General features: G+C 71.7%; 15 protein-coding genes and 1 pseudogene. 11 read left to right on the top strand and 5 right to left on the bottom strand.

The genetic code is table 11. The features are described from left to right. The first annotated feature begins 231 nt into the window (after positions 1 to 231). The 6 genes and pseudogenes from AC0AIB_RS10935 to AC0AIB_RS10910 all read left to right on the top strand — a co-directional run bounded on the left by AC0AIB_RS10935 (position 232) and on the right by AC0AIB_RS10910 (position 4,463). Positions 232 to 582 carry a hypothetical protein gene (locus tag AC0AIB_RS10935; RefSeq protein WP_465096525.1) on the top strand — a complete coding sequence of 117 codons (351 nt, stop codon included), beginning with the start codon at positions 232 to 234 and terminating at the stop codon, positions 580 to 582. 374 nt (positions 583 to 956) lie between these two features. Further along, positions 957 to 1,307, top strand: a pseudogene (locus tag AC0AIB_RS10930) (RNA polymerase sigma factor); the annotation flags it as partial. Between the two features lie 2 nt (positions 1,308 to 1,309). Further along, entirely contained in the window at positions 1,310 to 1,651 is a 342-nt protein-coding gene (locus AC0AIB_RS10925) for a hypothetical protein (protein WP_328345350.1), read from the top strand. A gap of 66 nt (positions 1,652 to 1,717) precedes the next feature. Continuing rightward, positions 1,718 to 2,524: an ABC transporter ATP-binding protein gene (locus AC0AIB_RS10920; protein ID WP_465096534.1), complete on the top strand. Its 807-nt coding sequence runs from the start codon at positions 1,718 to 1,720 to the stop codon at positions 2,522 to 2,524. Next, entirely contained in the window at positions 2,521 to 3,852 is a 1,332-nt protein-coding gene (locus AC0AIB_RS10915; RefSeq protein WP_465096524.1) for an ABC transporter permease, read from the top strand. The genes AC0AIB_RS10920 and AC0AIB_RS10915 overlap by 4 nt, the downstream gene beginning before the upstream one ends. 44 nt (positions 3,853 to 3,896) lie before the next feature. Then, on the top strand, positions 3,897 to 4,463 hold the full coding sequence (locus AC0AIB_RS10910) for a hypothetical protein (protein WP_328345346.1): 567 nt from the start codon (positions 3,897 to 3,899) through the stop codon (positions 4,461 to 4,463). Here AC0AIB_RS10910 and AC0AIB_RS10905 read toward each other — a convergent pair. Further along, on the bottom strand, positions 4,460 to 4,621 hold the full coding sequence (locus AC0AIB_RS10905; RefSeq protein ID WP_442930681.1) for a transposase: 162 nt from the start codon (positions 4,619 to 4,621) through the stop codon (positions 4,460 to 4,462). The genes AC0AIB_RS10910 and AC0AIB_RS10905 overlap by 4 nt on opposite strands. A gap of 422 nt (positions 4,622 to 5,043) precedes the next feature. On the opposite strand from AC0AIB_RS10905, the gene AC0AIB_RS10900 reads away from it, so the two are divergent. Beyond that, positions 5,044 to 5,484, top strand: coding sequence for a VanZ family protein (locus tag AC0AIB_RS10900; RefSeq protein ID WP_465096523.1), 441 nt, complete (start codon positions 5,044 to 5,046; stop codon positions 5,482 to 5,484). Here the strand turns inward: AC0AIB_RS10900 and AC0AIB_RS10895 are convergent. Beyond that, positions 5,372 to 5,668, bottom strand: coding sequence for a hypothetical protein (locus AC0AIB_RS10895; protein ID WP_465096533.1), 297 nt, complete (start codon positions 5,666 to 5,668; stop codon positions 5,372 to 5,374). The two genes, AC0AIB_RS10900 and AC0AIB_RS10895, sit on opposite strands and share 113 nt — an antisense overlap. Between AC0AIB_RS10895 and AC0AIB_RS10890 the strand changes: the two genes are divergently transcribed. The 4 genes from AC0AIB_RS10890 to AC0AIB_RS10875 all read left to right on the top strand — a co-directional run bounded on the left by AC0AIB_RS10890 (position 5,595) and on the right by AC0AIB_RS10875 (position 11,313). Further along, positions 5,595 to 5,828, top strand: a complete 234-nt coding sequence (locus AC0AIB_RS10890; protein WP_328349127.1) for a hypothetical protein — start codon at positions 5,595 to 5,597, stop codon at positions 5,826 to 5,828. The genes AC0AIB_RS10895 and AC0AIB_RS10890 overlap by 74 nt on opposite strands. 482 nt (positions 5,829 to 6,310) lie before the next feature. Next, complete coding sequence (locus AC0AIB_RS10885) at positions 6,311 to 8,554, top strand: rhamnogalacturonan lyase family protein (RefSeq protein WP_465096522.1); 2,244 nt, start codon at positions 6,311 to 6,313, stop codon at positions 8,552 to 8,554. Between the two features lie 87 nt (positions 8,555 to 8,641). Beyond that, the gene (locus tag AC0AIB_RS10880) at positions 8,642 to 10,048 is read left to right on the top strand and encodes a GDSL-type esterase/lipase family protein (protein WP_328345340.1); all 1,407 of its coding nucleotides are present in this window, start codon (positions 8,642 to 8,644) and stop codon (positions 10,046 to 10,048) included. A 17-nt stretch (positions 10,049 to 10,065) separates the two neighbouring features. Further along, the gene (locus tag AC0AIB_RS10875) at positions 10,066 to 11,313 is read left to right on the top strand and encodes a carbohydrate-binding protein (protein ID WP_465096521.1); all 1,248 of its coding nucleotides are present in this window, start codon (positions 10,066 to 10,068) and stop codon (positions 11,311 to 11,313) included. 446 nt (positions 11,314 to 11,759) lie between these two features. On the opposite strand, the gene AC0AIB_RS10870 is transcribed toward AC0AIB_RS10875, so the two are convergent. The 3 genes from AC0AIB_RS10870 to AC0AIB_RS10860 form a co-directional block, all read right to left on the bottom strand. After that, on the bottom strand, positions 11,760 to 12,596 hold the full coding sequence (locus tag AC0AIB_RS10870) for a Rossmann-fold NAD(P)-binding domain-containing protein (RefSeq protein ID WP_328345336.1): 837 nt from the start codon (positions 12,594 to 12,596) through the stop codon (positions 11,760 to 11,762). A 128-nt stretch (positions 12,597 to 12,724) separates the two neighbouring features. Then, the gene (locus AC0AIB_RS10865; RefSeq protein WP_465096520.1) at positions 12,725 to 15,862 is read right to left on the bottom strand and encodes an amino acid adenylation domain-containing protein; all 3,138 of its coding nucleotides are present in this window, start codon (positions 15,860 to 15,862) and stop codon (positions 12,725 to 12,727) included. 3 nt (positions 15,863 to 15,865) lie between these two features. Then, a complete protein-coding gene (locus AC0AIB_RS10860; protein WP_465096532.1) occupies positions 15,866 to 23,236 on the bottom strand; it encodes an amino acid adenylation domain-containing protein in 7,371 nt (2,456 codons plus the stop codon). Between the last annotated feature and the right edge of the window lie 46 nt (positions 23,237 to 23,282).

Below are 23,282 nucleotides of genomic sequence, written 5' to 3'. Positions count from 1 at the left end.
GAAAGTTCGCAGCGTCCGATAGTTGCCCGCCGGCCGGTCGGTGGCCGACCTGCGGGCTCCAGTATCCAGGAACCGGTCGGACGACCCGGCCTCTGCGGGCCGGGTTCCGGTTCCCGCCCGAGGCGATCGTGCTGGCGGTCAGCCCCGGTCGAGGTCCGGAAATTCGTTACCGGCAAGGACGAACTCGTCGCCGAGTACCTGCGCCGGTTCGACCCCTCCGTTCTGTCTGGCGTGTTCGACCGCACCGACCTCACGCCCCGCGAACGGCTCCTCGCCGCGTTCGACGTCCCTCCCACCACCCCCCTGTGCCCCTACATCGGCGCCGCCGTCGAACTTCACGACCCCCAGCACCCGGCATCCCAGTACGCGCGCGACTACAAGGAAGCCGTCGCCGCGCGGCTCGCCGACACCGCCCGGGAAGCCGGTGCCGCCGAACCCGAACAACTCGGCGAGCAACTCGCGCTACTCATCGACGGTGCCGCGACCCGGACCCGGGTTCTCAACGCCGACGCCTTCCCCACCGCCGCCGTCCTCATCGACAAACGCCATCCCCGCGTCATCTCCTCCGCAGGCAGGCGATGACCGTGGAACTACCGGGTCTACTCCCGTTCCGGCGAGAGGCCAATGACGGCCCGATCACGCCTTGCCGCCCGGAAGACGACGTCGAATTCGGCGTGACCGGAACGATAGATCACGCCCCACAACGGCAAGAACAAACCGGATTCGCAGAAGGAGATCAACCGGGCTCGGGGCCGCGTAGATATCCGTGTTCAGCCGGGGGTGCTCCGTGGGGCAGGACCTCGATCCCGTGTGTTGTGGTTCCAGGGTTCTCGTAGACCGCTCGGCGCCTCGTGATCCGTTGGACAGCCGATGCACGGGCATTCATGGCTTGCACATGTGTCTCGGGTCACACTGCTTTGGCTATCCGCCGGGCGGTCGGCGCCGTCCTACTGAGCTTGGGTGATCAGGAAGCGGTGACCGAGGTGCAGCTGGTTCGCCGCTGCGCACGCGGTGAGCATGCCGCTTTCGACGAGTTGTACCGGCGTACGGCGCCGTGGCTGGCGACCCGGTTACGGCGCCGGTGTTCCGACGACGAGATCGTGGCCGAGGTTCTGCAGGAGACCTTCATGGCGGTGTGGCGGTCGGCGGGGTCGTTCACCGGCTCGGCGCAGAGTGGTGCGACGGGCTGGATCTGGACGATTGCGGCACGCCGGCTGGTGGACGCCTTCCGGCACCGTGCCCGCGCGGCGGAACTTCCGCTTGCGATAGCCGCAGCGCCGGCGCCCGCCGCCGAGGACGAGGTGCTCTGATGGTGCTGCGCCGCACCGTCACGGTGCTTACGGCGCTTCTGCCGGTTCTCGCGGCGGTCGGCTGGGCCGTCGGGACGTCGGTGGCGTTGTGGCTGCTGCCCTGCCTGACCGTTACCTCGGCCACGATCGCGCTGGGCAGTCTGCTCGGCGTACGAAGGGCTGCCGGTGTCGTCGCCGCTGCCTGGGTCGCCGTGGTGACGGCACCGGCGATGCTGACCCATCAGCTGCCCGGCGTGCTGGACGCCGACAAGGCCCCGGTCTGGGCAATGACCGGGCTGGTACTGGCCGCCCTGGCCTGGACCCGCGCTGACGCCTTCCAACGGCTCGCCACTCGTAACTGATCAACGGCCCGCCCACTGTTTCCCGCTGCCTGCCAGCGGCTGGTGATTCCTGTCCAAGGAGCGATGATGGTACGGAGTCTGTCCGAGGCCGAGTTGAGGCCGACCACGTGGGAACACGCGGTGCAGGCGCACGGCTTGCAGGTCCGGGCGGGCCGGCATCTGGCGGTGACCGGCCTCGACCTGCGCATCGGTGTAGGCGTCCACGGCCTGCTGGGTCCCAACGGCGCCGGGAAGACCACGCTGATGCGCGCGCTGGCGACCGTGCTCAGGCCAGCCGCCGGCAGCCTGAACCTTCTGGGTCGGCCGGTGCACGAGCGTCGAGCCGATCTGCGGCCGATCCGGCGCATGATGGGCTACCTGCCGCAGGAGTTCGGCTACTACCCGAAGTTCACCGTCTACGAGTTCGTCGAGTACACGGCCTGGCTCAAAGAAGTGCCCACGGCCGGCATCACCGTGGCCGCCGAACGGGCGATCACCCGGGTCGGGCTCACCGAGCGGGCCGGCAGCAAGTTGAAACAGCTGTCCGGTGGGATGCTGCGTCGTGCCGGTGTGGCCCAGGCCATCGTCAACGACCCGGCGTTGCTACTGCTTGACGAGCCCACCGTGGGTCTCGACCCGGAGCAGCGGTTGACCTTCCGCGAGCTGCTCCGTGACCTCGGCGCCGACACCTGCGTGCTGGTCTCTACCCACCTGGTAGAGGACGTGGTGGCCTCGTGCACCGATGTGGTCATCATGCATGCCGGCCGGGTGGTGTGGCAGGGCACGCCCGCGGAACTGGCCGAACGCGGCGGCACCGGTGACCCCGGTGACAGTGCCGCTGAACGCGGCTACGCCGCGGTGATCCGCCAGGCCCGGCGGGAGGCCGGCGCATGATAAGCGCGCTTGCCATCGACCTGCGCCGTAGCGCTGCGGTCGGCGCCGGCCTGATCGTGCTCCTACTCGGCCTCGCCGCGATGTATCTCCTCTTCGGGCCCGATGCGTGGAGCAGCCGATGGTCCCCGCTGGCAACTACGCTACGCACAGCGCTTGCCTTCACCTGGCCGCTCACCCTGGCCGCCGGGGCGTGGCTGACCGACCGCGACCGCCGCGGACGCGTCGGCGAGTTGTTCACCAGCACTGCCCGGCCCGCCTGGCAACGCGCCGCGTCACCGGCCCTCGCGCTGAGTCTGACCGTCACCGTCGCCTACCTGCTGACCGTGGCCGCATGCCTGCCGCTGGTAGCCGGCTCGGCGACCTACTTCAACCCCGCCGCGATCGCCGTCATCACCACCGGGCTGCCGCTGCTACTCGCCGCCGGGCTGCTCGGCATGGGCCTGGGCACCGTCGTACCGTCGCGGTTCACCGCGCCAACTCTGGCCATGGCCGGACTGATCCTGTCCAGCGCCCCCGGCCTGCTGTCCGCCTACTACGTCGCTGGCCGTGTCCAGCAGAGCGTTGCTCTGCTGTCGCCGGTGCTCGGCCAGAGCGGCGACTTCCTCATCGTGCCGGCCCGGCTGAGTCTGGCCCAGTCCATCTGGGCGCTCGCCCTGGCCACCACCGGATTCCTGCTGCTGTCGGCCACCAACGTCCGCGCCCGCACGGCTGCCGCCCTACCAGCCGTCTTCGGTGCCGTGACCGCGCTGCTTCTGCTGGCGTCGGCCGGCCCGGCCAACAGCATGGACGCCGTCGACGCCGGTGCCCGCGAGCTGGTCTGCGCCGACGGAACACCCCGCGTCTGCGTCCGCCGGGTACACGCCGCCATCCTCCCCGACACCGTCGCACCCGCCCGCGACGCCCTGCACCGCCTCAGCCGCCTACCGAATCCCCCGACCGCCGTCGACGAAGGGATCCGAGACATCAGCGGTAACCCCGCCGAACAGGACACCCCGTCAGGGCAGACCATCACCTTCTACATCGACAGCGGACGGGCCGCGGACATCGACGCCGAACAGGTCACGCTGCAAATACTGACCGGTGCCGGGGTCATCAGCTGCGGAGACACCAGCAACTGGGAGACATACGGCGCCGCCCGGCTCGCCGCCGCGTACTGGCTGCTCGAAACCCCGCCACCGGACACTGAACAGAAAGCAGTCGAGGTATGGCAACGGCTGGCCTCACTGCCCGCAGCCGAACAACTGGCACGCATCGCCGCGCTCCGCGACGCTGGCCTTGCCTGCAACGCCGACACCCAGTGGGACATCCTGATGGGTAGCCCTCGATGAAAGGGCTTGCTCACCACTTCCGAGCGCGCCGGATACCCGCCGCCATGATCGGCGCCGCGGCGGTGGTCTGGGGCCTCTGGGCGATCTGGACCGCAATCTCGCCACCCGACATCCTGTCGGCTCCCCTGTCCATGGCCGCCACCGGCTTCGCCGCCGTCGCCGCCGGCATCACTCTCACCGGTCCCGACCCCGACCTGGACCGCACCGCCGCACTGCCCTGGCCGACTCGGCGGGCACTGCACCTGACCCTCGCCGCTCTGGTCGTCCTCGGTCTGCTGCTGTCGGTAGCCGGCACGATGCACGGATACGGCGAGCCGGCCGCCCTCGCGCGCAACTGCGCCGGCGCGCTCGGTCTGATCAGTCTCGGCGCTGCCACCCTTGGTAGCGCACGCTCATGGTTCTATCTGGTCCCCTTCATCACCATTCCGCCGTTCCTGCCGATCAGCCGCACCACCGGCGACAGCGTCCTCGGCCAAATTCTCAGCTGGCCCCTGCAGCCAGCCGAATCCACAACAGCCGGCACTACCGCAGCCGGACTGCTCGTCCTCGGCGCAGCCCACTACATCCTGCGAGGATCACGACTGAACACATCAGCAGGGACTGCCGCCTAATGCGATGTTCCCCCGTCCAGGCTGATCCCGACCACCACGTAGAAGGGCCGGTTCGTGACCTGCCCCTGCCGGATCTTCATCACCAGCGCGTCGATGAACACCACGGGATACACTCGATCCAGAGGCCGCTGCCGCCAGGATTCCGGCGGAAGGTCCACATCCGGGGCCGTGGAACCGGAAGGCCAAAGACCGAGCGTTTCACGCTGCCCGTCTGATTTCTCTCCGTGAGAACGGGCGCCAGATGTTCGCCACTTTCAGCGCCAACTCGCCGCCCCGTTCTCCGCGGATGTTCGTCAGAACGAGCGCCGCTTGTTGACAGTTACAAGTCGGCGCGAAGGTCGACAGAGGATCAGCACGTCACTCTACGTAGACGTCGGCTGCGATGTTGGACCAAAGGTCTACGCGCGGTTCCGCCGATCTGTGTGATGAGCGGCCACTTCAACAGACGGGCCCCGAACTGCTGGTGCCGGCGTTGACCCGGATGCCGCGCGGGGCCGCACTGCCCCTGGCCGCACTGGCGGTGTTGGCCCTGGCCCGCCGGCGCAGGGCCACCGGTGCCACGCCGGCGTGGGCGTAGCGGATGTCGCTGGCCGAGGTCGGCATCGGGTACGGGACGGTGCCGTGGGTGTGGATGACCCTGCTGCCGGGCTCCCGGGCCGGGGTGAGCCTGGTACCGCTGCGGGATCTGCTCACGATCCTCGCCGACCGCGGGTCGGTGACGCTGACGGGGCAGGTCGCCGGCAACCTGCTGGTGTTCGCGGCGCTGGGGTTCTTCGCCCCGCTGCGGTTCGCGGCGCTGGCGTCGGTGCCGCGGATCCTGGCGCTCGCGGCGGGCTGCTCGGTCCTGGTGGAGGCCGGGCAGTACGTCCTGCGGCTGGATCGGGTGTCGTCCGTGGACGACGTGCTGCTCAACGCCGCTGGCGCCGGGCTGGCCGCGCTGGCCTCGCGCCGCTGCGCGTCAGGAGGTAGCCGGCACAGGCGGTCAGCGCCATGGTTGCCAACGCCGCGGACGGACGGATGAGTGCGCGGCCACCCTCGCGGGAGCCCAGCGCGGCTCCGAAGGAGCGGTCAGCCATCAACGACCAGCGAGACCGCCACGACAGGGCCGACCCGATCGAGAGCGCGGACCCGATGGACAGGACCGATCCGGCGGAGCCGACGCTGCCGACGGAGGCGATCGAGCCGACGCTGCCGATGGACAGCACCGAGCCGCGCGATCCGATGGACAGCAACGAGTCGGTGGACCACAACGACAGCCGTGACGAGCGGGTGGAGGTCATGAACGGATTATGCGGGACTGCTGTTGCTCCCGCGGCCATCCGGATCTGGCCGGGAGCAGCCGCCGCGACCTCGGGTGGCGTCTGACCTCAATCTGACGGAGAGGGAGGGGGTGGGCACGGTCTGTGCGGATATCGACCAGCGCGGCACCGGGGGCAAGGAAATGAGCGGCGTCGATTGACGGATGGCCGCCCGGTCGGGAGACTGACTGACGCAGGTAAATGTCATGGGAGTGTTCACAGGGTGTTACAAATCCAAGACCGCAGGTTGGCGGGCTGAGACTCCGGGCCGGAAGGCCGGTCGAAGGCGCATTGCGTGAACGCTCCCCGTCCGACGTCCGCTGCTACTGCTCCGACCAGACCGGGACATCCCGACGGTGATCGGCATCCTCACGGCCGTGTCGCTGCCACGGCCGTGCCTCGGCGCGGTCCGAGGGTCGCCACCGTGCCAGCCCACAGGAGGTACCTGAACTGTGTCGACACCTTCGGCGGCACCGGCGGCACGTCGCGCCTCCCGACACTGACCCGCACGAGCCCTCAACCGGTCGTCCTCAAGCCCTGGAGATCGTCATGTTGTCACGCAGACAGCGCGTCGCGCTGCTCTCCGCCTGCACGGCGGTCACCGTCAGCGCCGGCGTCGCCGTCGTGACGGTGGCGTCCGCCGCCGCGATCCGTCAGGAGGTCGAGACCGCGCCTGCCACCTGCGACGGCGCGATCGAGTCCAACCACACCGGCTACTCGGGCAGCGGGTTCTGCAACGGCAGGAACGCCGTCGGTGCGGCGGCGCAGTTCACCGTGAACGTGTCGGCCGCCGGCACGGCGACCATCGCCGTCCGGTACGCCAACGGTACGACCGACAACCGCCCGGCCGACGTGCTCGTCAACGGCTCGGTGGCGCAGGCCGCTAGCACGTTCGACCCCGCCGGGGCGTGGACGACCTGGGCCACGAAGACCCTCACCGCCTCGCTCACCGCCGGCAGCAACACGATCCGGTTGAGCCCCACCACCGCCGCGGGACTCGCCAACATCGACTACGTCGAGGTCGAGACGACCGGCACCCCGCCGCCGTCCGAGACGGGCCGACAGCTGGAGGACCTGAACCGGGGCGTGGTCAGCGTCCGCTCCGGGTCGGGCAACCTGGTGTCCTGGCGGTTGCTCGGCACCGAGGCGGCCAACACGGGCTTCAACGTCTACCGCGGCGCCACGAAGCTGACCGCGTCGCCGATCACCACCTCCACCAACTACCTCGACGCCGGGGCGCCCGCCGACGCCTCGTACACGATCCGTGCGGTGGTCGACGGGGCGGAGCAGGCGGCCTCGGAGGCGTCGCTGCGCTTCGCCGGTGGCGACCACATGGACGTGCCGATCTCCCGGCCGGGCAGCAACTACACCGCCGGTGACGCCAGCGTCGGCGATGCCGACGGCGACGGGCAGTACGAGATCTTCCTCAAGTGGGACCCCAGCGACCAGAAGGACAACTCCCAGTCGGGCGTGACCAGCAACGTCTACCTCGACGCCTACCGGCTCGACGGCACCCGGTTGTGGCGCGTCGACCTGGGGCGCAACATCCGTGCCGGAGCCCACTACACGCAGTTCCAGGTGTACGACTACGACGGTGACGGCCGGGCGGAAGTCGCGGTCAAAACCGGCGACGGCAGCCGCTCCGGCACCGGGCAGGTCATCGGTGACGCGAATGCCCTGCACCGTAACGCCGGCGGGTACATCCTCACCGGGCCCGAGTACCTGACCATGTTCAGCGGGCTGAGCGGCGCGGTGCTGGCCACGGTGCCGTTCCAGCCGGCCCGCGGCAACGTCAGTGACTGGGGCGACGACTACGGCAACCGCGTCGACCGGTTCCTGGCCGGCACCGCGTACCTCGACGGGCGCCGACCCAGCCTGATCGTGGGCCGTGGCTACTACGCCAAGACCGCGATCGCCGCGTACGACTTCCGCAACGGACAGCTCACCCTGCGGTGGAAGTTCGATTCGAGCAGCGCGGGCAGCCAGTGGACCGGCAAGGGCACCCACTCGCTGTCCATCGCCGACGTCGACGGCAACGGCACCGACGAGATCATCTACGGCGGCATGACGATCAACGCCAACGGGACCGGCCGCTACACCACCAACTTCTACGCCCACGGCGACGCGCTGCACGTCAGCGACTTCGTGCCCAGCCGCCCCGGCAAGGAGATCTGGCAGATCCACGAGCAGAACTCCGGCGCGGCGGCGACGCTGCGCGACGCCAACACCGGCGCGATAATCATGCAGAAGAACAACAGCTGCGGTTGCGAGGGGCCGGGGCGTGGTGTGGCCGGTGACGTCTTCGCCGGCAACCCCGGCGCCGAGTTCTGGGGGAGCGGCACCGGCCTGACCAGCCTGTTCAACTCCGCTGGCGGCAGCGTCGGGCGTACCCCGGGCAGCTCCAACTTCCTCGCCTGGTGGGACGGCGACCCGGTGCGGGAACTGCTCGACGGCAACCACGTCGACAAGTACGGCACGGGCGGCGACACGCGCCTGCTCACCGCCACCGGCGCGCACTCGATCAACGGCACCAAGGCGACGCCCTCGCTCTCCGGTGACCTGTTCGGCGACTGGCGGGAAGAGGTCATCCTGCCCCGGGACGACAACGCCGCGCTGAGTATCTACGCCAGCCCGACGCAGACCGACCGGCGGCTCTACACCCTCCTGCACGACCCGCAGTACCGGGTGGCGATCGCCTGGCAGAACACCGCCTACAACCAGCCGCCACACCCGAGCTTCTTCCTGGGCGACGGCATGACCACCCCGCCCCGCCCCGACATCTACCTCCGGTAGCTGCCACTTCCGGAGTACGGCGTCCGACCTCGTCGTGCCGGGCCTGCGGGAACACCACCGACCTTCGATCAGCCAAGGAGCTCAGTCATGAGACCCCTGCCCTTCCTCGTCATCGGCACGCTCGTCGCCGGCACGGTCGCGGCGCTGAGCGGCAGTCCCGCGACGGCGGCCGTGAACCGGTACGAAGCCGAGACAGCGCCGGCGGTGTGCACCGGCACGATCGACGCGAACCACGCCGGCTTCTCCGGGACCGGGTTCTGCAACGGCGACAACGTCGTCGGCGCCTCGGTCCAGTTCACCGTGACCATGCCGGCGGCGGGACGGGCGACCCTGGGCGTACGCTTCGCCAACGGCACCACCACCGGCCGCCCGGCGGACGTCCTCGTCAACGGCACCCGGGTCTCGACCGCCGCCTTCGGCGGCACCGGTGCCTGGACCACCTGGTCGGCCAGCACGCTCACCGTGTCGCTGGGTGCCGGAAGCAACACCATCCGGCTCAGCCCGACCACGGCGGCCGGCCTGCCCAACGTCGACAATCTCGATGTCGACACCTCCGGCAGCTCCTCGGCCGGCACGGGTCGGCCGGACGACTCGAACATCCAGTACTACGGCCGGTGGAACAGGTCCGACCCGGCGTTCCCCGCGATGGGCTGGGCCGGCGGCTACCTCGAGACCCGCTTCACCGGCAGCGTCATCGGGGTGCGCCAGCGCAACGCCATCGACCTGTACTACTCCGTCGACCAGGCCGCACCGCAGTGGCGGCGCAACGTGTCCGGCAACGTCACCCTCGCCTCCGGGCTGACCGGCGGCTCGCACAGCATCCGGATCGGCTACCGCGAGCGGGCCGGCTCGTACACCGGCGACCCGGTGTTCGGTGGGCTCATCCTGGCCAGCGGGGCGCAGACCGCGCCGCTGGCCAGGCCGGCGAACCTCGTGGAGTTCATCGGTGACTCCATCACGGTGGGCCAGCCCAACGCCAACCGCCCCTTCACCGCCTACCCGTGGCTCACGGCCGAGGCCCTCGGGGCCGGTCACACCCAGGTCGCCCAGGGCGGCGCCTGCCTGGTCAACCAGGACTGTTACGGCATGGTCGACTGGTTCCGCCGCTCCTCGGCGTGGGTGAGCACCGACGACTGGAACTTCGGGACGTACCAGGCGACCGCCGTGGTCATCAACCTCGGCACCAACGACGTCGGCCACGGCGTCAGCACCGCGCAGTTCCAGCAGAACTACGTCGTCATGCTCGAACGCGTGCGCGTGGCGTACCCCAACGCGGAGATCTTCGCGATGGGCGTCTTCCGCAACCGGTACGTGCCCGAGACCCGCAGCGCCGTCGCCACCCGCACCGCGGCCGGCGACGCGAAGGTCCACTTCGTCGACACCACGGGCTGGATCGACCCGGCCACCGACACCACGGACAACGTCCACCCGACGGACGCCGGCCACGTCAAGATCACGCAACGGCTCCGGCCGATTCTCGACCAGTACATCTGAGCGACCCGAGGAGCGACATGAATCGACGAGCGGTCATCGGCGTCGTGACGATGACGACAGTCCTCATCGGGCTGGGCGCCACCATCGCCACGGCAGCGCCCAGCCGGTACGAGGCCGAGACGGCGCCGGTGGTGTGCACCGGCACGATCGACGCGAACCACGCCGGGTACTCCGGGACCGGGTTCTGCAACGGCGACAACGCCGTCGGCGCGGCGGTCCGGCTCACCGTGACCACCTCGGCGGCCGGGACGGCGACGCTGGACGTACGGTTCGCCAACGGCTCCACCACCGCGCGACCCGCCGCCGTCCTGGTGAACGGCACATCGACGCAGACGGTGCCCTTCGCGCCCACCGGGGCGTGGACGACGTGGGTCACCACGACGGTGACCGTGCCGGTGAACCCGGGCACCACCACCATCGGGTTCAGCCCGACCACGGCCGGCGGGCTGCCCAACCTCGACTACTTCGACCTGACGGGCGGCGGCCCGTCGCCGAGCCCGTCGCCGTGCGCGCCGCCGTCGTCCAGCTCTCCTCCCCCGCAGGGGCAGGTCACCGTCTGGTTGGCCGGCGACTCCACGGTGGCCGACCCCTCCGGCGGCACCGTGTGCCCGGCCGGCTGGGGCAACCAGTTCGCCCAGTACTTCACCAGCGACGTCACCGTACGCAACAGTGCCGTGGGCGGGCGGAGCATCCAGACGTGGCTCTACGACCCCAACGTGACGAGCACGAAGAACCCGGCCGGGGAGTGCGTCGTCAGCCCGGAGACGTACTCCTCGCGCTGGCAGGCCATGCTCGACCCGACGACCGGCATGAAGCGCGGCGACTACCTGCTCATCCAGTTCGGGATCAACGACGGGACCAGTGCCTGCCCCCGCCACGTCGGTTCGGCGCGGTACCAGCAGTTGCTCGGGATGATGGCAACCGCGGCCAAGGCGCGCGGCGCCCACCCCGTCTTCCTGACCCCGCCGGCCGCGCTCACCTGCTCCGGGAGCACGGCGGTCGGCAACCGCGGCTTCGTCACCGAGACGAACTCGGCCGGCAGCGCGAACGCCGTCCCCGTCATCGACCTGCACCGGCTCAGCTACACGCTCTACAACAGCCTGCGTTTCTGTCCCTTCAACGGCGACTACGGCTCGGGCCCGGTGGGTGCCTTCTTCTGCGACGACCACACCCACTTCGAGCCGTCCGGCGCCAGGCAGATCGCCGGCGTCGTCACCCGAGCACTCCGTGACCAGCAGATCCCCCTGGCCACCTACCTGAGATAGGACGGGGACGCCGGTGACCGACCGGCGATCCAACCATCGCGGCCCACCCGGGGCGGCGACGCTGTACCGGCCACCGGCGTCCCGGGCTGGCCGGTCGCACCGTCGTCGCCCTCGGGCGTGCCTGGATGGGTGCGGCGGCTGAGCGGTCCCGACATGCTGCCTCCTCAGACGCAACTTCTGGTGGCAAGATAGGCGAGATCCATCAACCGAAATAGATGGCCGGATGAACAGCGGATTCCCCGCATAGATTACCCACAGTAAGCGGGTCACTTACCGGCAGGAACGGTGGGCTGCCCCACGGAGGGTGTCAGCTACAGGACAGTTGATTGTGTAGTCCGATCACGGGCAAAAGTGGGCAGATCAGGGGCGCTGACCCGGGTCGGTCCAGCGGTACCGAAGCGGACCAGCTCCGCCTCCCGTCGGCGGCGGAGCCGGACGCGCGGTCGTTAGCGGAACATGTCGATGTTGCGGTGAACCCAGGTGTGGAAGCTGGTCGCGGGTCGGCCCGCGATATCCGAAACGGCGGTGCTGATCGATGCCGGGTGCAGTTCGAGGGCCTGCCAGTAGTTCAGCAGCGCTTCCGCGTAGTCGCCGGTCACGTACTGGTTGGCAGGCTGTTTCCACTGCTCGCGGGTGATCCGGTTGACGGTGATCGTCTCGCCGAGGGCGGCCGACAGGGCGTGTGCCTGTTCGGCGAGGCTGATCGCGTCCGGTCCGGTGAGGTTGAGTGTGGCGCCGCGTAGCCCGGAATCGGTGAGGGTGTGGTACGCCACCTCGGCGACGTCGCCCTCGTCGACGGCGTCGACGCGGGCGGCTGGGTAGGGCAGGTCCACGGCCCGTTTAGCGCGGATGCCGTGCATCCATTGCCGGGCGTTGCTTGAGAAGGAGCCCGGGCGGTAGCCGAACCGACCACCGACGATCAGCAGCGACCCCATCGTGAGCGTGTGACTGGCACCCAGCCATGGCGCCAGCGAGTCGGTGGCACCGAGGTCCCGCAAGATCGCCGGTGCCGCGACATTGGTGACGGTGGTGCTGAGGAGATCCAGAACGTCGGCCGCGACGATGACGGCGAGAACCGCCCACGTGCGCCTGGACATAAAGGAGGACACGGCAGAGGAACTCTCTTCTGAGAGACCAGACTGCGAGCCCAGTGGCACCTGCTGGTGCAGAACGACAAGCTGTTCGGACCGCAGTACGCGCTCATCGGCACCACGGCTCAGCTCGCGCTCGTCGAGTACGCGTGGCGGTGACTGCGCGTGCCGACAGAGTGATCGCGCGTCCATGACCTCGTCGAGACAGCGCGCGCAGGGCCGCCGCCGGCCGCATGCCTGCGGTGACCCTGTCAGCAGGCTGAGTCGTCGTCGAGCCACCTGTTGCCGCCAAGTTGAAGATCAGCGACCGATCGATCGGGTCAGCCGGGCCGGCCGGCAGCCATCGTGGCGGCCAGACCGGCGACCGTGGGATCGGAGAACAGCGTCCGGATCGGTAGGTCGATGCCGTAGTCGGCGCGGATCCGGGCCATCAACCGGGCCGCCGTCAGCGAGTGCCCGCCGAGGGCGAAGAAGTTGTCCCGTACGCCCACCGGCGCCGGCAGCAGCAACAGCTCGGCCACGATTGCGGCCAGGCGGGCCTCGACCGGGGTGCGCGCGGCGACCGACTCCTGACTCGACGACGCGCTCCAGTCGGGCTCGGGCAGGTTGCGGTAGTCGACCTTGCCGCTGCGGGTGAGCGGCAGCTCGGGCAGCACCACGTACGCGGCCGGGACCATGTAGTCGGGAAGCGTTTGCCGCAGGTGTTCGCTCAGCCCGGCGGGCGGCCGGTCGGCGCCGTTCCCGGTGACGACGTAGCCGATGAGGCGCACGTCGTCACCGCCACCCCGCACCGACACCACGGCCTCGGCAACGTCGGGATGGCTTCGTAGGGCCACCTCCACCTCGCCGCTCTCGATCCGGTACCCACGGATCTTGATCTGCCGGTCGGCCCGGCCGGCCAGCTCGATCCGGCCGGTCCGGCGCCACCGGCCGACGTCACCGGTCCGGTACAGGCGGGCACCCGGCCGCGGGGCGAACGGGTCGGGCCGGAAACGGGCCGCGGTCATCCCGGGTGCACCGTGGTAGCCGTGGGCCACCCCGGCTCCCCCGATGTAGACCTCCCCGAAGACGCCGGGCGGGACCGGCCGCTGCCGGGCGTCGAGCACGTACAGCCGGGTGCCGGCGATGATCGACCCGATCTCGATCGGGGCCGGCGATCCGGCGACGACGTCACCGCCGGAGTAGATCGTCGTCTCGGTCGGGCCGTACAGGTTCCACACGCGCGCTCCCGGGCCGGTGCCCATCACGTCGGCCAGGTCCCTGGGCAGCGGCTCCCCGGCGGTCATCCGCAGCGTCACGGCGTCCGGGATGCCGCCGGCGTCGACGAGCATCCGCCAACCGGCCGGCGTGGCCTGCATGGCAGTCGCGCCGCTGTCGATCAGCAGTTCGCGCAGCCGGGTCGGGTCCTTGACCTGGTCGGTATCGGCGACCGCGACGCGTCCGCCGGCCAGTACCGGCGCGAGCAGCTCGACCAGGGCGATGTCGAACGCGAACGTCGACACGGCGACGAACCGGTCCTGCGGGCCGAGGGCCAGCATCGGCACGACCGCGTCGAGCAGCGCCGCGATGCCGCCCTGGGTCACGGTGACCGCCTTGGGCCGGCCGGTCGACCCCGAGGTGAAGATGGTCACGGCCGGGGCCGACGGCGGCCGGTCGGGTACCGGCTCGGGCCGCTCGAGGTCCGCCGGGAGCGCGGCCAGGTCCACGACCGGTATCGGCGCCGCCGTCGGTGGGAGGGCCGGCGCGCCCGCGACGCCGCTGTCGACCACGATCGCGGCCGCCCCGGCATCGGCCAGCATCATGGCGATGCGCTGTTGCGGATAGATCGGGTCCAGCGGTATGTAGGCCGCGCCGGTCGACCAGACGCCGAGGACCGTGGGCAGGAGTCGGGCGCCGCGGGGCAGCAGGATCGCCACCCGGTCGGCCGGGCCGACACCCCGGTCGGCGAGCGCGGCGGCGATCCGCCCGGCCCGGTCGCGCACCTGCGCGCCGGTCAGCTCGTCGTCGCTGCCGGTGACGACGACCGAGTCGCCGGCACACGCCGCGGACAACCGGGCCACGGCGGTGGCCTCCGGGTCGAGGTGCGGGCCGCCGTCCGGCCAGCGGTCGGTGACCAGGGCCGACAGATCGGGGGACATGATCTCCGCGTCGGCGACGACGCCGTCCGGGTCGTCGGCGAGGCAGCGCAGGACCGCCTGGAAGCCGTCGGTCACCAGTTGGCCGGTCGCGTCGTGGAAGAGGTCGCTGTTGTAGTTGACCCGCAGCTGGGGTGCGTCCGCCGCCTCGGTGACGGTCAGCTCGATCTCGAACTTCGCGGTGCCGTTCTCCACCAGCTCGGGCCGCCAGTGGAGCCCGCCGCGGTCCGGGACGGCCCAGGACTCCTCCATCGCGAACATCACCTGGGTCAGCGTGAACCGGGCCGGGTCGCGGTCGGGGCGCAGCAGTTCCACCATCCGCTCGAACGGCAGCTCCTGGTGGGCCAGCGCCCGCGCGGTCGCGAGGTGGACGGATCGCACCAGGTCGCCGAGCGTGGCGTCCCGGTCGATCCGGACCCGGATCGGCACGGTGTTCATCAGCAGGCCGACCATCGTCTCCGTCTCCGGCCGGGTCCGGGCGGCCATCGGTACGGCGATCACCAGGTCGTCGCTGTCGGTCAGCCGGGACAACACGACCGCGTAGGCGGCCAGCAGGACGGCGAACACCGTGGTGCCCTGCCGGGCCGCGAGCTGCCGGAGCGCATCGGCCAGGCCGGTGTCCAGTGTGGTGTGGATGGACCGGCCGGCGAAGGTCTGGCGGTCCGGATACGGCTCGTCGGTCGGCAGTGACAGCGCCGACGGCGCGTCGGCCAGCTCGTCCTGCCAGAACCGGCCGGCCGACGCGTACCCGCCGTCCTCGGCGTGCCCGAGCTGCCAGACGGCGTAGTCGGCGTACTGGATCGCCGGCTCCGCGACGATCGGGGCACCGTCGCCGACGAGCGCCTCGTAGTCGGTGGACAACTCGTCGAACAGGACCCGGAACGACCAGCCGTCGGCCACGATGTGGTGGGCCACGACCGCGAGAACATGGGCCTGCGGCGACATCCGGACCAGGGTGGCCACGGCGAGCGGCCCGGTGGCCACGTCGAAGGTGATGCCGGCCATGTCGCGGATCAGCGCCTGGGCGGCCGGTACCCGCTCGCCGTCGGGCCGATCCTCGACCGAGGTGATCAGCAGCGGCCGCGGCTCGGGCTCGTCGTCGACGATCTGCACCGGCACGCCGGCCTCGTGGCGGAACGTGGTGCGCAGGGACTCGTGCCGGGCCAGGGCCGCGTCCCACGCTCCCTGCAGCGCGTCGACGTCGAGCGGACCGTCCAGCCACACCGCCCAGGAGATGTTGTACGTGGGCAGGTCGGGGTCCATCTCGACCAGCAGCCACATCCGCCGCTGGGCGAACGACGTCGGGAGCTCGTAGATAGCCACGCCTCAGCCTTCCTGACTCTGCTCAGCGGTCTTCTGATCGACTGCGACCAGGCGCAGTTCGCTGGTGTAGCGCTGGCCGTCGGCGTCGACGAGCCAGGCCTGATCCGGTTCCGGCAGCATCTCCACGACGGTCACCGTCGCCTCGGCCCGGCCGTGGCGGCGACAGCGTCGCACCGACCGGGAGATCAGGTCGATCGACGCGAGGCTGGTCAGGTCCGCGTAGATCGGCTTGCGCTCGCCGGTGAACCGGAGGAACACGTGCCGGGGCAGTCCGTGGCCGGTCGCCCACGCCCGGGCCTGCAGGTACCGGGCGCTCTCGTCGGCCGTACCGGCGAACGGGAGGTCGGCGGCGGCGAACGTCCACCGTTCCCGACCGATCACGAGATCGTCGACGGTGACGCGGGGCGTGTGGGCGGCGGGCGGCACCGGGTCGAAGCTGTTGATGATCACGGCGATGATCAGGTCGCCGAGGACCGGGAGCAGGTCGCGCTCGAATGTGCCGTCGCGGTGCCGGACCCGCAGCCCGGTGGCCGAGTCGATCACGTCGCAGTCCCCCACGACCAGGGTCGTGGCCGGGTCGTAGCCGTTGGCGTCGTGCGACCAGACGAGCCACCGGTCGCCCGGGGACACCAACGCACCGGCCTGGCGGGTGGCGCTGCCGCCGACCTCGGCCGTCTCGGCCTGCCAGACGACCGGTCCGGCGAGGTCGTGCCGCATGGCCGCGTGGTAGCCGTCCGGGTCGTCGTGCAGCTCCAGCCACGTGCCGTAGCGGGCGGTGACCTTGCTGGGGTGGACCTCGCCGAGCACCCAGGTGAGCCGGCCGCCGGCGGCGGCGTCCGCTCCGGCGATCATCAGGTCCGGGCTGTGGAACACAGCCGTCGGCCACGGCCGCGGCGGGGCCGGGAACCGGTCGGCCGCCCGACGCCGCAGGTCGGCCGAGCGCAGCTGCACCCGCCGGGAGCCTTCGGGCAGATCGAGGATCGCCGACCAGCGTTCCTGCAGCGCCGTCACCGCGGGCTGGATGAGGGTCGACGCCCCGTGGAACAGGGCGTCGTTGACGAGCAGCCAGAAGTCGGCGAACGGCACGACGTCGGTGCCGAGCGCGGCGGCCCGCTTCCGGTAGGCCGCCTCGAAATGGGCGGTGTACGCCTCGGCGCAGTCGCCGAGGAACCACCGGGCGCTGTCGAGCACCAGCGCCAACGCCTCCCGGAGACCGTCCAGCGTGTCGGCGCCGAGCCGTACGGTGTCGGCGCGCCGGCACTCCTCGTAGGCGACCGTGCGACCGGCGTACAGCTCGCCGGCCCGTCGGGTGGGCGGGACGCCGGCCAGGCGGGTGAACGTCGCCTCCAGGCCGGCCATGGCCGCGACCACCCCCTCCGGGTCGCCGGCCGCCCCGGCCAGCTCGTCCCGGGCGGCGGTCAGCTCGTCGAGCGCCCGGGTGGCCGCCGCCCGGACGTCGCCGTCGGTGACCCGGGCCAGCAGCGTCCGCATGGTCCGCTCCGGATGGATGTCGGGCGGGGAGATCTCGACCTGCCAGGCCAGCCGGCGCTGGTCGGCCAGCCGGGCCAGCACGGCGAAGACCTCCTCGACGTCACGCAGCCCGGCGGACTCGTCAGCGAGCGCCAGGGCGGCGACCGCGCGGGCGTCACGCGCGCCGTCGACGGCCCGCAGGACCGCCGCCTCGGCCGGGGTCAGCGGCACCGGCGGTGCCAGCGGCACCCGCAGCTGGCTGCCGTCGAGGCCGACGAACGGCATCCACCGCGGTACGAGCCAGGGCCGGAGGGCCGTGGTGTGGCCGGCCAGGACCGCGGCCACCGCCCAGCCCTCCAGGTAGGTGATGCGCTCGGCCAGGAACCGCCCCGCCGGATCGTGCGTGATCCGGATGCCGGCGCCGTCGTCGATCCGCGACCAATCCACCGGGCCGAAGAAGCCGATGGTGTCGTTCTTCGCGCAGTACCGCTGCAGGTAACTCGCGATGAGCGCCTCGTGCTGCCGGGCCTTGGTGTCCCGCTTGGCCGGCTCCGGCCCACGCCGGACGACCGGATCGAGGCCGGTCGTCAGCGCGTGCCGGTTCTGCCAGGCGACCGCTTCCCGCAGCGCCGGCCGGCTGGCCGCCTCGTGCAGGACCGCGGACTGGCGTCGCACCGCCGCGGTGAACTCGGCGGAGTAGGTGGCCCTGGCCGGCTCGCCCACGGCGACGACGGCGTCCGCCGCCTCGGCCAGATCCGCGGCGCCGAGGCCGGCCAGCAGGTGGGCCGGGAAACCGGCCGCCCGCAGGCAGACCGTCCGCCACAGCGCCCAGTCGCCACCCAGGTGGACCAGGTGCGGCGCGAGTTTCCGGCCCGGCGGCGGCTTCGGGGCGCGGGCGCGGTAGGCACGGCGGTCCTGGCGGCCGATGGTGGCCGGTCGCGCCGCGACGGTCGCGGTCCGGTCACGGGCGGCGTCGATCGCGGCGGCACAGTCGACGAGCGTGGGCTTCTCGTAGAAGGTGGCCATGCGCAGCTCGACGTCGAACACCTCGCGGATCCGGAACATCAGGCGGGACGCCAGGAGCGAGTTGCCGCCGAGGGCGAAGAAGCTGTCGTCGCGGCCGATGGCGCCGCCGTACGGGCCGTGGGCGGGCAGCAGCCGCCGCCAGGTGTCGGCCAACCGCTCCTCGGTGTCACCCAGTGGCGGGGTGACCTGCCCGCGGGTCTGGACCTCCGGCGCGGGCAGCGCGCCCCGGTCGATCTTGCCGTTGGCGTTGAGCGGGAACCGGTCGAGGGCCCTGAACCCGGTGGGTACCAGGTATTCCGGCAGGCGACCGACCAGGAAGTCGCGCAGCGACGGCGGCCGTAGGAGGCCCGGGTCGACACCGTCGGCCGGTGTCACGTACGCGATCAGGTGCCGCTGCGCGCCCTGACCGGCCACCAGGACGACCGCGTCGCCCACGTCCGGATGCGTGCGCAGGACCGACGCGACCTCGCCGGGCTCGACCCGGAAACCACGGATCTTGATCTGGTCGTCGGCGCGGCCGACGAACTCGAGCGTCCCGTCGGTGCGCCAACGGGCCAGGTCCCCGGTCCGGTACAGGCGCGTGCCGCACCCGTGGGGATCGGGCACGAAGGCCCGCGCGGTGGCCGAGGCGTTGCCGACGTAGCCGCGGGCGAGACCGTCCCCACCGGTGAACAGCTCGCCGGTCACACCGATCGGCACCGGCTGACCGCTCTCGTCGAACAGGTGCACGGAGGTGCCCTGGATCGGACGGCCGATGGGCACCGTCGACGCCACCTGGTCCGGGTCGGTCAGCACGTGGCAGGTGGTGAACGTGGTGTTCTCGGTCGGGCCGTACCCGTTGACCAGCGGTCGGCCGCCGCGGGCCGACAGCACGGCGCGCACCGTGGCGGGGCTGAGCGCGTCGCCGCCGGCCAGGACGACGGGTACCCCGGCGACGGCCTCGACATCCGCCTCGGCCAGCTGGTGGAACAGGCCGGCGGTGAGCCACGCGACCGTCACGTCGGCGGTGCGCAGCAGGGCGGCGATCTCCGGCAGCCCGAGCGGGCCGGGCGGCGCGATCACCGTCGTCGCGCCGGTCAGCAGCGCGCCCCACAGTTCCCACGTGGACGCGTCGAACGCGACCGGGGCGAGGTGCAGGAGCCGCTGGCCCGGGCCGAGCGGGGCGAACGACGGGTCGTGGACGAGCCGTGCCACGCCGCGGTGCGGCACGGCGACACCCTTCGGCACGCCGGTCGAGCCCGAGGTGAAGCTGAGGTAGGCCAGGCTGTCCGGGTGGGACAGGTCCGGTGGTGCCGTCCACTCGTCGGCGGCGTCGGTGGGCTCGGCGTCGACGTACACCGTGTCCACCCCGGGCATCTCGACCCGGTCGGTGGCCCGCTTCGCCAGCAGGAGCCGGGCGCCCGCGGCGGCGATCATGGCCGCCACCCTGGGCGCCGGGCTGCCCGCGTCGATCGGCAGGTACGCGCCGCCGGCCTTCGACACGGCCAGCAGGGCCACCCCGAGGTCGGGGCCGCGCTCCATCGCCACCGCGACCGGCACGTCGGTGACCACTCCGCGGCGGCGCAGCCGCCAGGCCAGGGCGTTGCTGCGCCGGTCCAGCTCCGCGTAGGTCATGGATCCGGTGCCGCAGACCAGCGCCGTCGCGTCCGGCCGGATCGCGACCTGGGCCGCGAACAGGGCGGGGATCGTCCGACCCGGCTCGGTGTCGGCCACCGCGGGCCCGCGGCTCCACTGCTCGAGCCGCCGCGACTCGTCGTCCGGCATGAGCCGCAGCCCGTCGATCGCGGAGTCCGGTCGGGCCAGGGCACCGGCGAGCAGGTTCAGGTAGTGCTCGGCCATCCGGGACATGGTCGACGCGTCGAACAGGTCGGTCGAGTACTCCCAGATCAGGTTCAGGTCGTCGTCCTCGGGCCGGGACTCCCGGCCCACCCGCTGCGCCCCGCGCGGCACGACGATGATGTTGAGGTCGGCCTTGGCCGAGCCGTTCGCCCGCTCGGTGACCGCACCGGTGAGCCCGCCGAAGTCGAGGTCGGGCACGGCCGAGTCGTGGAAGCTGAACATGACCTGGAACAGCGGGAGCCGCGAGGAGTCGCGTTCCGGCCCGATCGCGTTGATCACCGTGTCCAGCGGGGTGTCGGACCAGGCCAGCGCGTCGAGCACGGTCTCCTGGACCTGGTCGAGCAGGTCGGTGAACGACATCCGGCCGTGCGGCCGGGTCCGCAGCACCACCGTGTTGACGATCATGCCGAGCAGCGGCTGGATCTCGGGCAGGCTCCGGTTGGCCATGCCGGTGCCGACCAGCAGGTCCTGCTGCCCGGTGTACCGGTGCAGCAGGGCGGCGAAGGCGGTGTACATGGTCGAGAAGAGCGACACCCGGTGCTGCCGGCTGAACGCGCGCAGCGCGCGGGCCAGCTCGGCCGGGACCCTGATCCGCGGCGCCGCGCCACGCAGGCTCATGACCGGCGGCCGCGGGTGGTCGGTCGGCAGCTCCAACAGGGCGGACGCGCCGGCGAGCCGGGTGGTCCAGTGGTTGACGTGGGCCTTCAGCACGTCACCGCTCATCCACTCCCGCTGCCAGATCGCGTAGTCCGCGTACTGGACGGCCAGTTCCGGCAAGGGCGACGGCTGACCGGCGGCGAACGCCGGATAGAGCGCCGACAGTTCGGACAGGAACACCGCGAGCGACCAGCCGTCGTGGATGAAGTGGTGTTCGACGTGGACGAACGTGTTCTCGCCGTCCCCGTGGCGCAGCAGCAGCCAGCGGGCCAGCGGCGCGCTCGCCAGGTCGAACGGCTGGGCCAGCTCGGCGGCGACCACGTCGTCGGCCTGCTCGCGCGGCACGTCCAACACGCGCAGCGGCGTGCCCACGCGTGCGACCGGCTGCTGCACCGCGACGCCGTCTACGCTGACGAAGGCGGTCCGCAGCATCTCGTGCCGGCGCACGATCTCGTCGAGCGCGGCGCGCAGGGCACCGGTGTCCACGTCGCCGTGCAACGACACCGTGGCCTGGAAGTTGTAGGCGATGTTGTCCGGGGCCAGCTGCGCGAAGAACCACACCCGTTCCTGCTGGAACGACAGGGGGATGAGCCGACCGCGGCCGGCCGGGGCGATCGACGGCGGGGTCGGTGGGACCGGGGAGTTCAGGTCCAGGCCGGTGTCCACCTCTGGTCGGCCGGTCCGCTCGTCGACCAGGTCGGCGAACGCGGCGATCGTGCGGGCGCAGGCCAGCTCGGCCAGGCTGAGCTTCGCGTCGAGCTCGACGGCGATCCGGGTCGCCAGCCGGCCGACCAGCAGCGAGGTGCCGCCGAGGGCGAAGAAGTCGTCGTCGGCGCCGACCGCCACGCCACCGAGCAGGTCGGACACGATCCTGGCCACCGCGCCCTGGGTCGGCGTGCGATGCGGCGCGGTCATCCCGGCCAGGCCGGCGGCCACCCGGTCGGGCGCGGGCAGCGCGGCCCGATCCACCTTGTCGTTGGCCGTCATCGGCAGCGCGGGCAGCACGACGACGGCGGCGGGCACCATGTAGTCGGGCAGCCGGGCCGCCACGAACGCGATCAGCTCGGCCGGTGTGGCGTCCGCGGCGACGTAGGCGTGCAGCACCGGGTCGGCGGAGCCGGTGCGCTGGGCGGCCACGTAGGACTCCCGGACGGCCGGGTGCTGCCGCAGGACGGCCGCGATCTCGCCGGGCTCGATCCGGAATCCACGGATCTTGACCTGGTCGTCGAGCCGGCCGAGGTACTCGAAGGTCCCGTCGGGCCGGCGGCGGACCAGATCGCCGGTGCGGTACATCCGCTGGCCCGGCACTGTGACGTCGGGCACGAACGACCGCGCGGTGAAGGCCGGAGCGTTCAGGTAGCCGCGGGCCACGCACGCGCCGGCCAGGCACATCTCGCCGGGCTCGCCGTCGGGCACCACGTCGAAGCCGTCGAGCACGTGACAGCGCACGCCGTCGACGGGCACGCCGATCGGTGGCGGCACCGGCCCGTCCGACGACACCACGGCGGTCGTCGCGGCCACCGTGCACTCGGCGGGGCCGTACACGTTGACCAGGGTGAACGGCAGGCCGGGCGACGCGCCGCGCTGCAGCGCGGACCCGCCGGTGTGCATCCACCGCAGCGCGCTGTGCGCCGGCCACGGCACGTCGAGTACCGCCTCGGCCAGCGGCGTGGGCAGGAAGGTCGCGGTGATCCGCTCGTCGGCCAGCCAGGCGGCCAGGTCCGGCGGCGAGGCGCGCACGGCCGCGGGCGGCACCACCAGCGTGCCGCCGGCCGCCAGCGTGGGCCAGGTGTCCCACACCGAGACGTCGAATCCGGGGGCGCACAGCAGCGTCGTGCGGTCCTGCGGGCCCAGGCCGAAGGCGTCCTCGTGCCAGCGCATGAGGTTCGCGAGGCCGCCGTGGCGAACCGCGGCCGCCTTGGGCCGGCCCGTCGAGCCGGACGTGAAGATGACATAGGCCAGCGCGTCGTCGTCCGGTCGCGGGACCGGCTCGTAGCGTTCGGTGGGCGCCTGCGCCAGGTCGACGACCTCGGGATCGTCGAGCTTTACGCCGGCCGACAGCAACGGCCGGGTGGTGATCACGGCGGCGGCCCGGGCCAGGCCCAGCAGCTCTGTGGTCCGCGTGGTCGGATGGGCCGGATCGAGCGGTACGTAGGCCGCGCCGGCCAGCAGCACGGCCAGCTCGGCGACGACGATCTCGGCGGACCGGTCGACGTAGACGGCGACCACGTCACCCGGTCGCACTCCACGCCGGGTGAGCCGGACCGCCAGCCCGCAGGCGTGTCCGGCCAACTCCCGGTAGGTGAGCCGCCGGTCGCCGTCCTGCACGGCGATCGCATCCGGCGCCTGGGTGACGCGGGAATGGAACTGATCGAGGATCATCACGCACGCTTCCTCTGGTGGTGGCGGCTTGATTCGTGGCGTCGCG

The organism is Micromonospora sp. DSM 43699, assembly GCF_055517075.1.
This window is presented reverse-complemented; position numbering and strand designations above follow the sequence as displayed.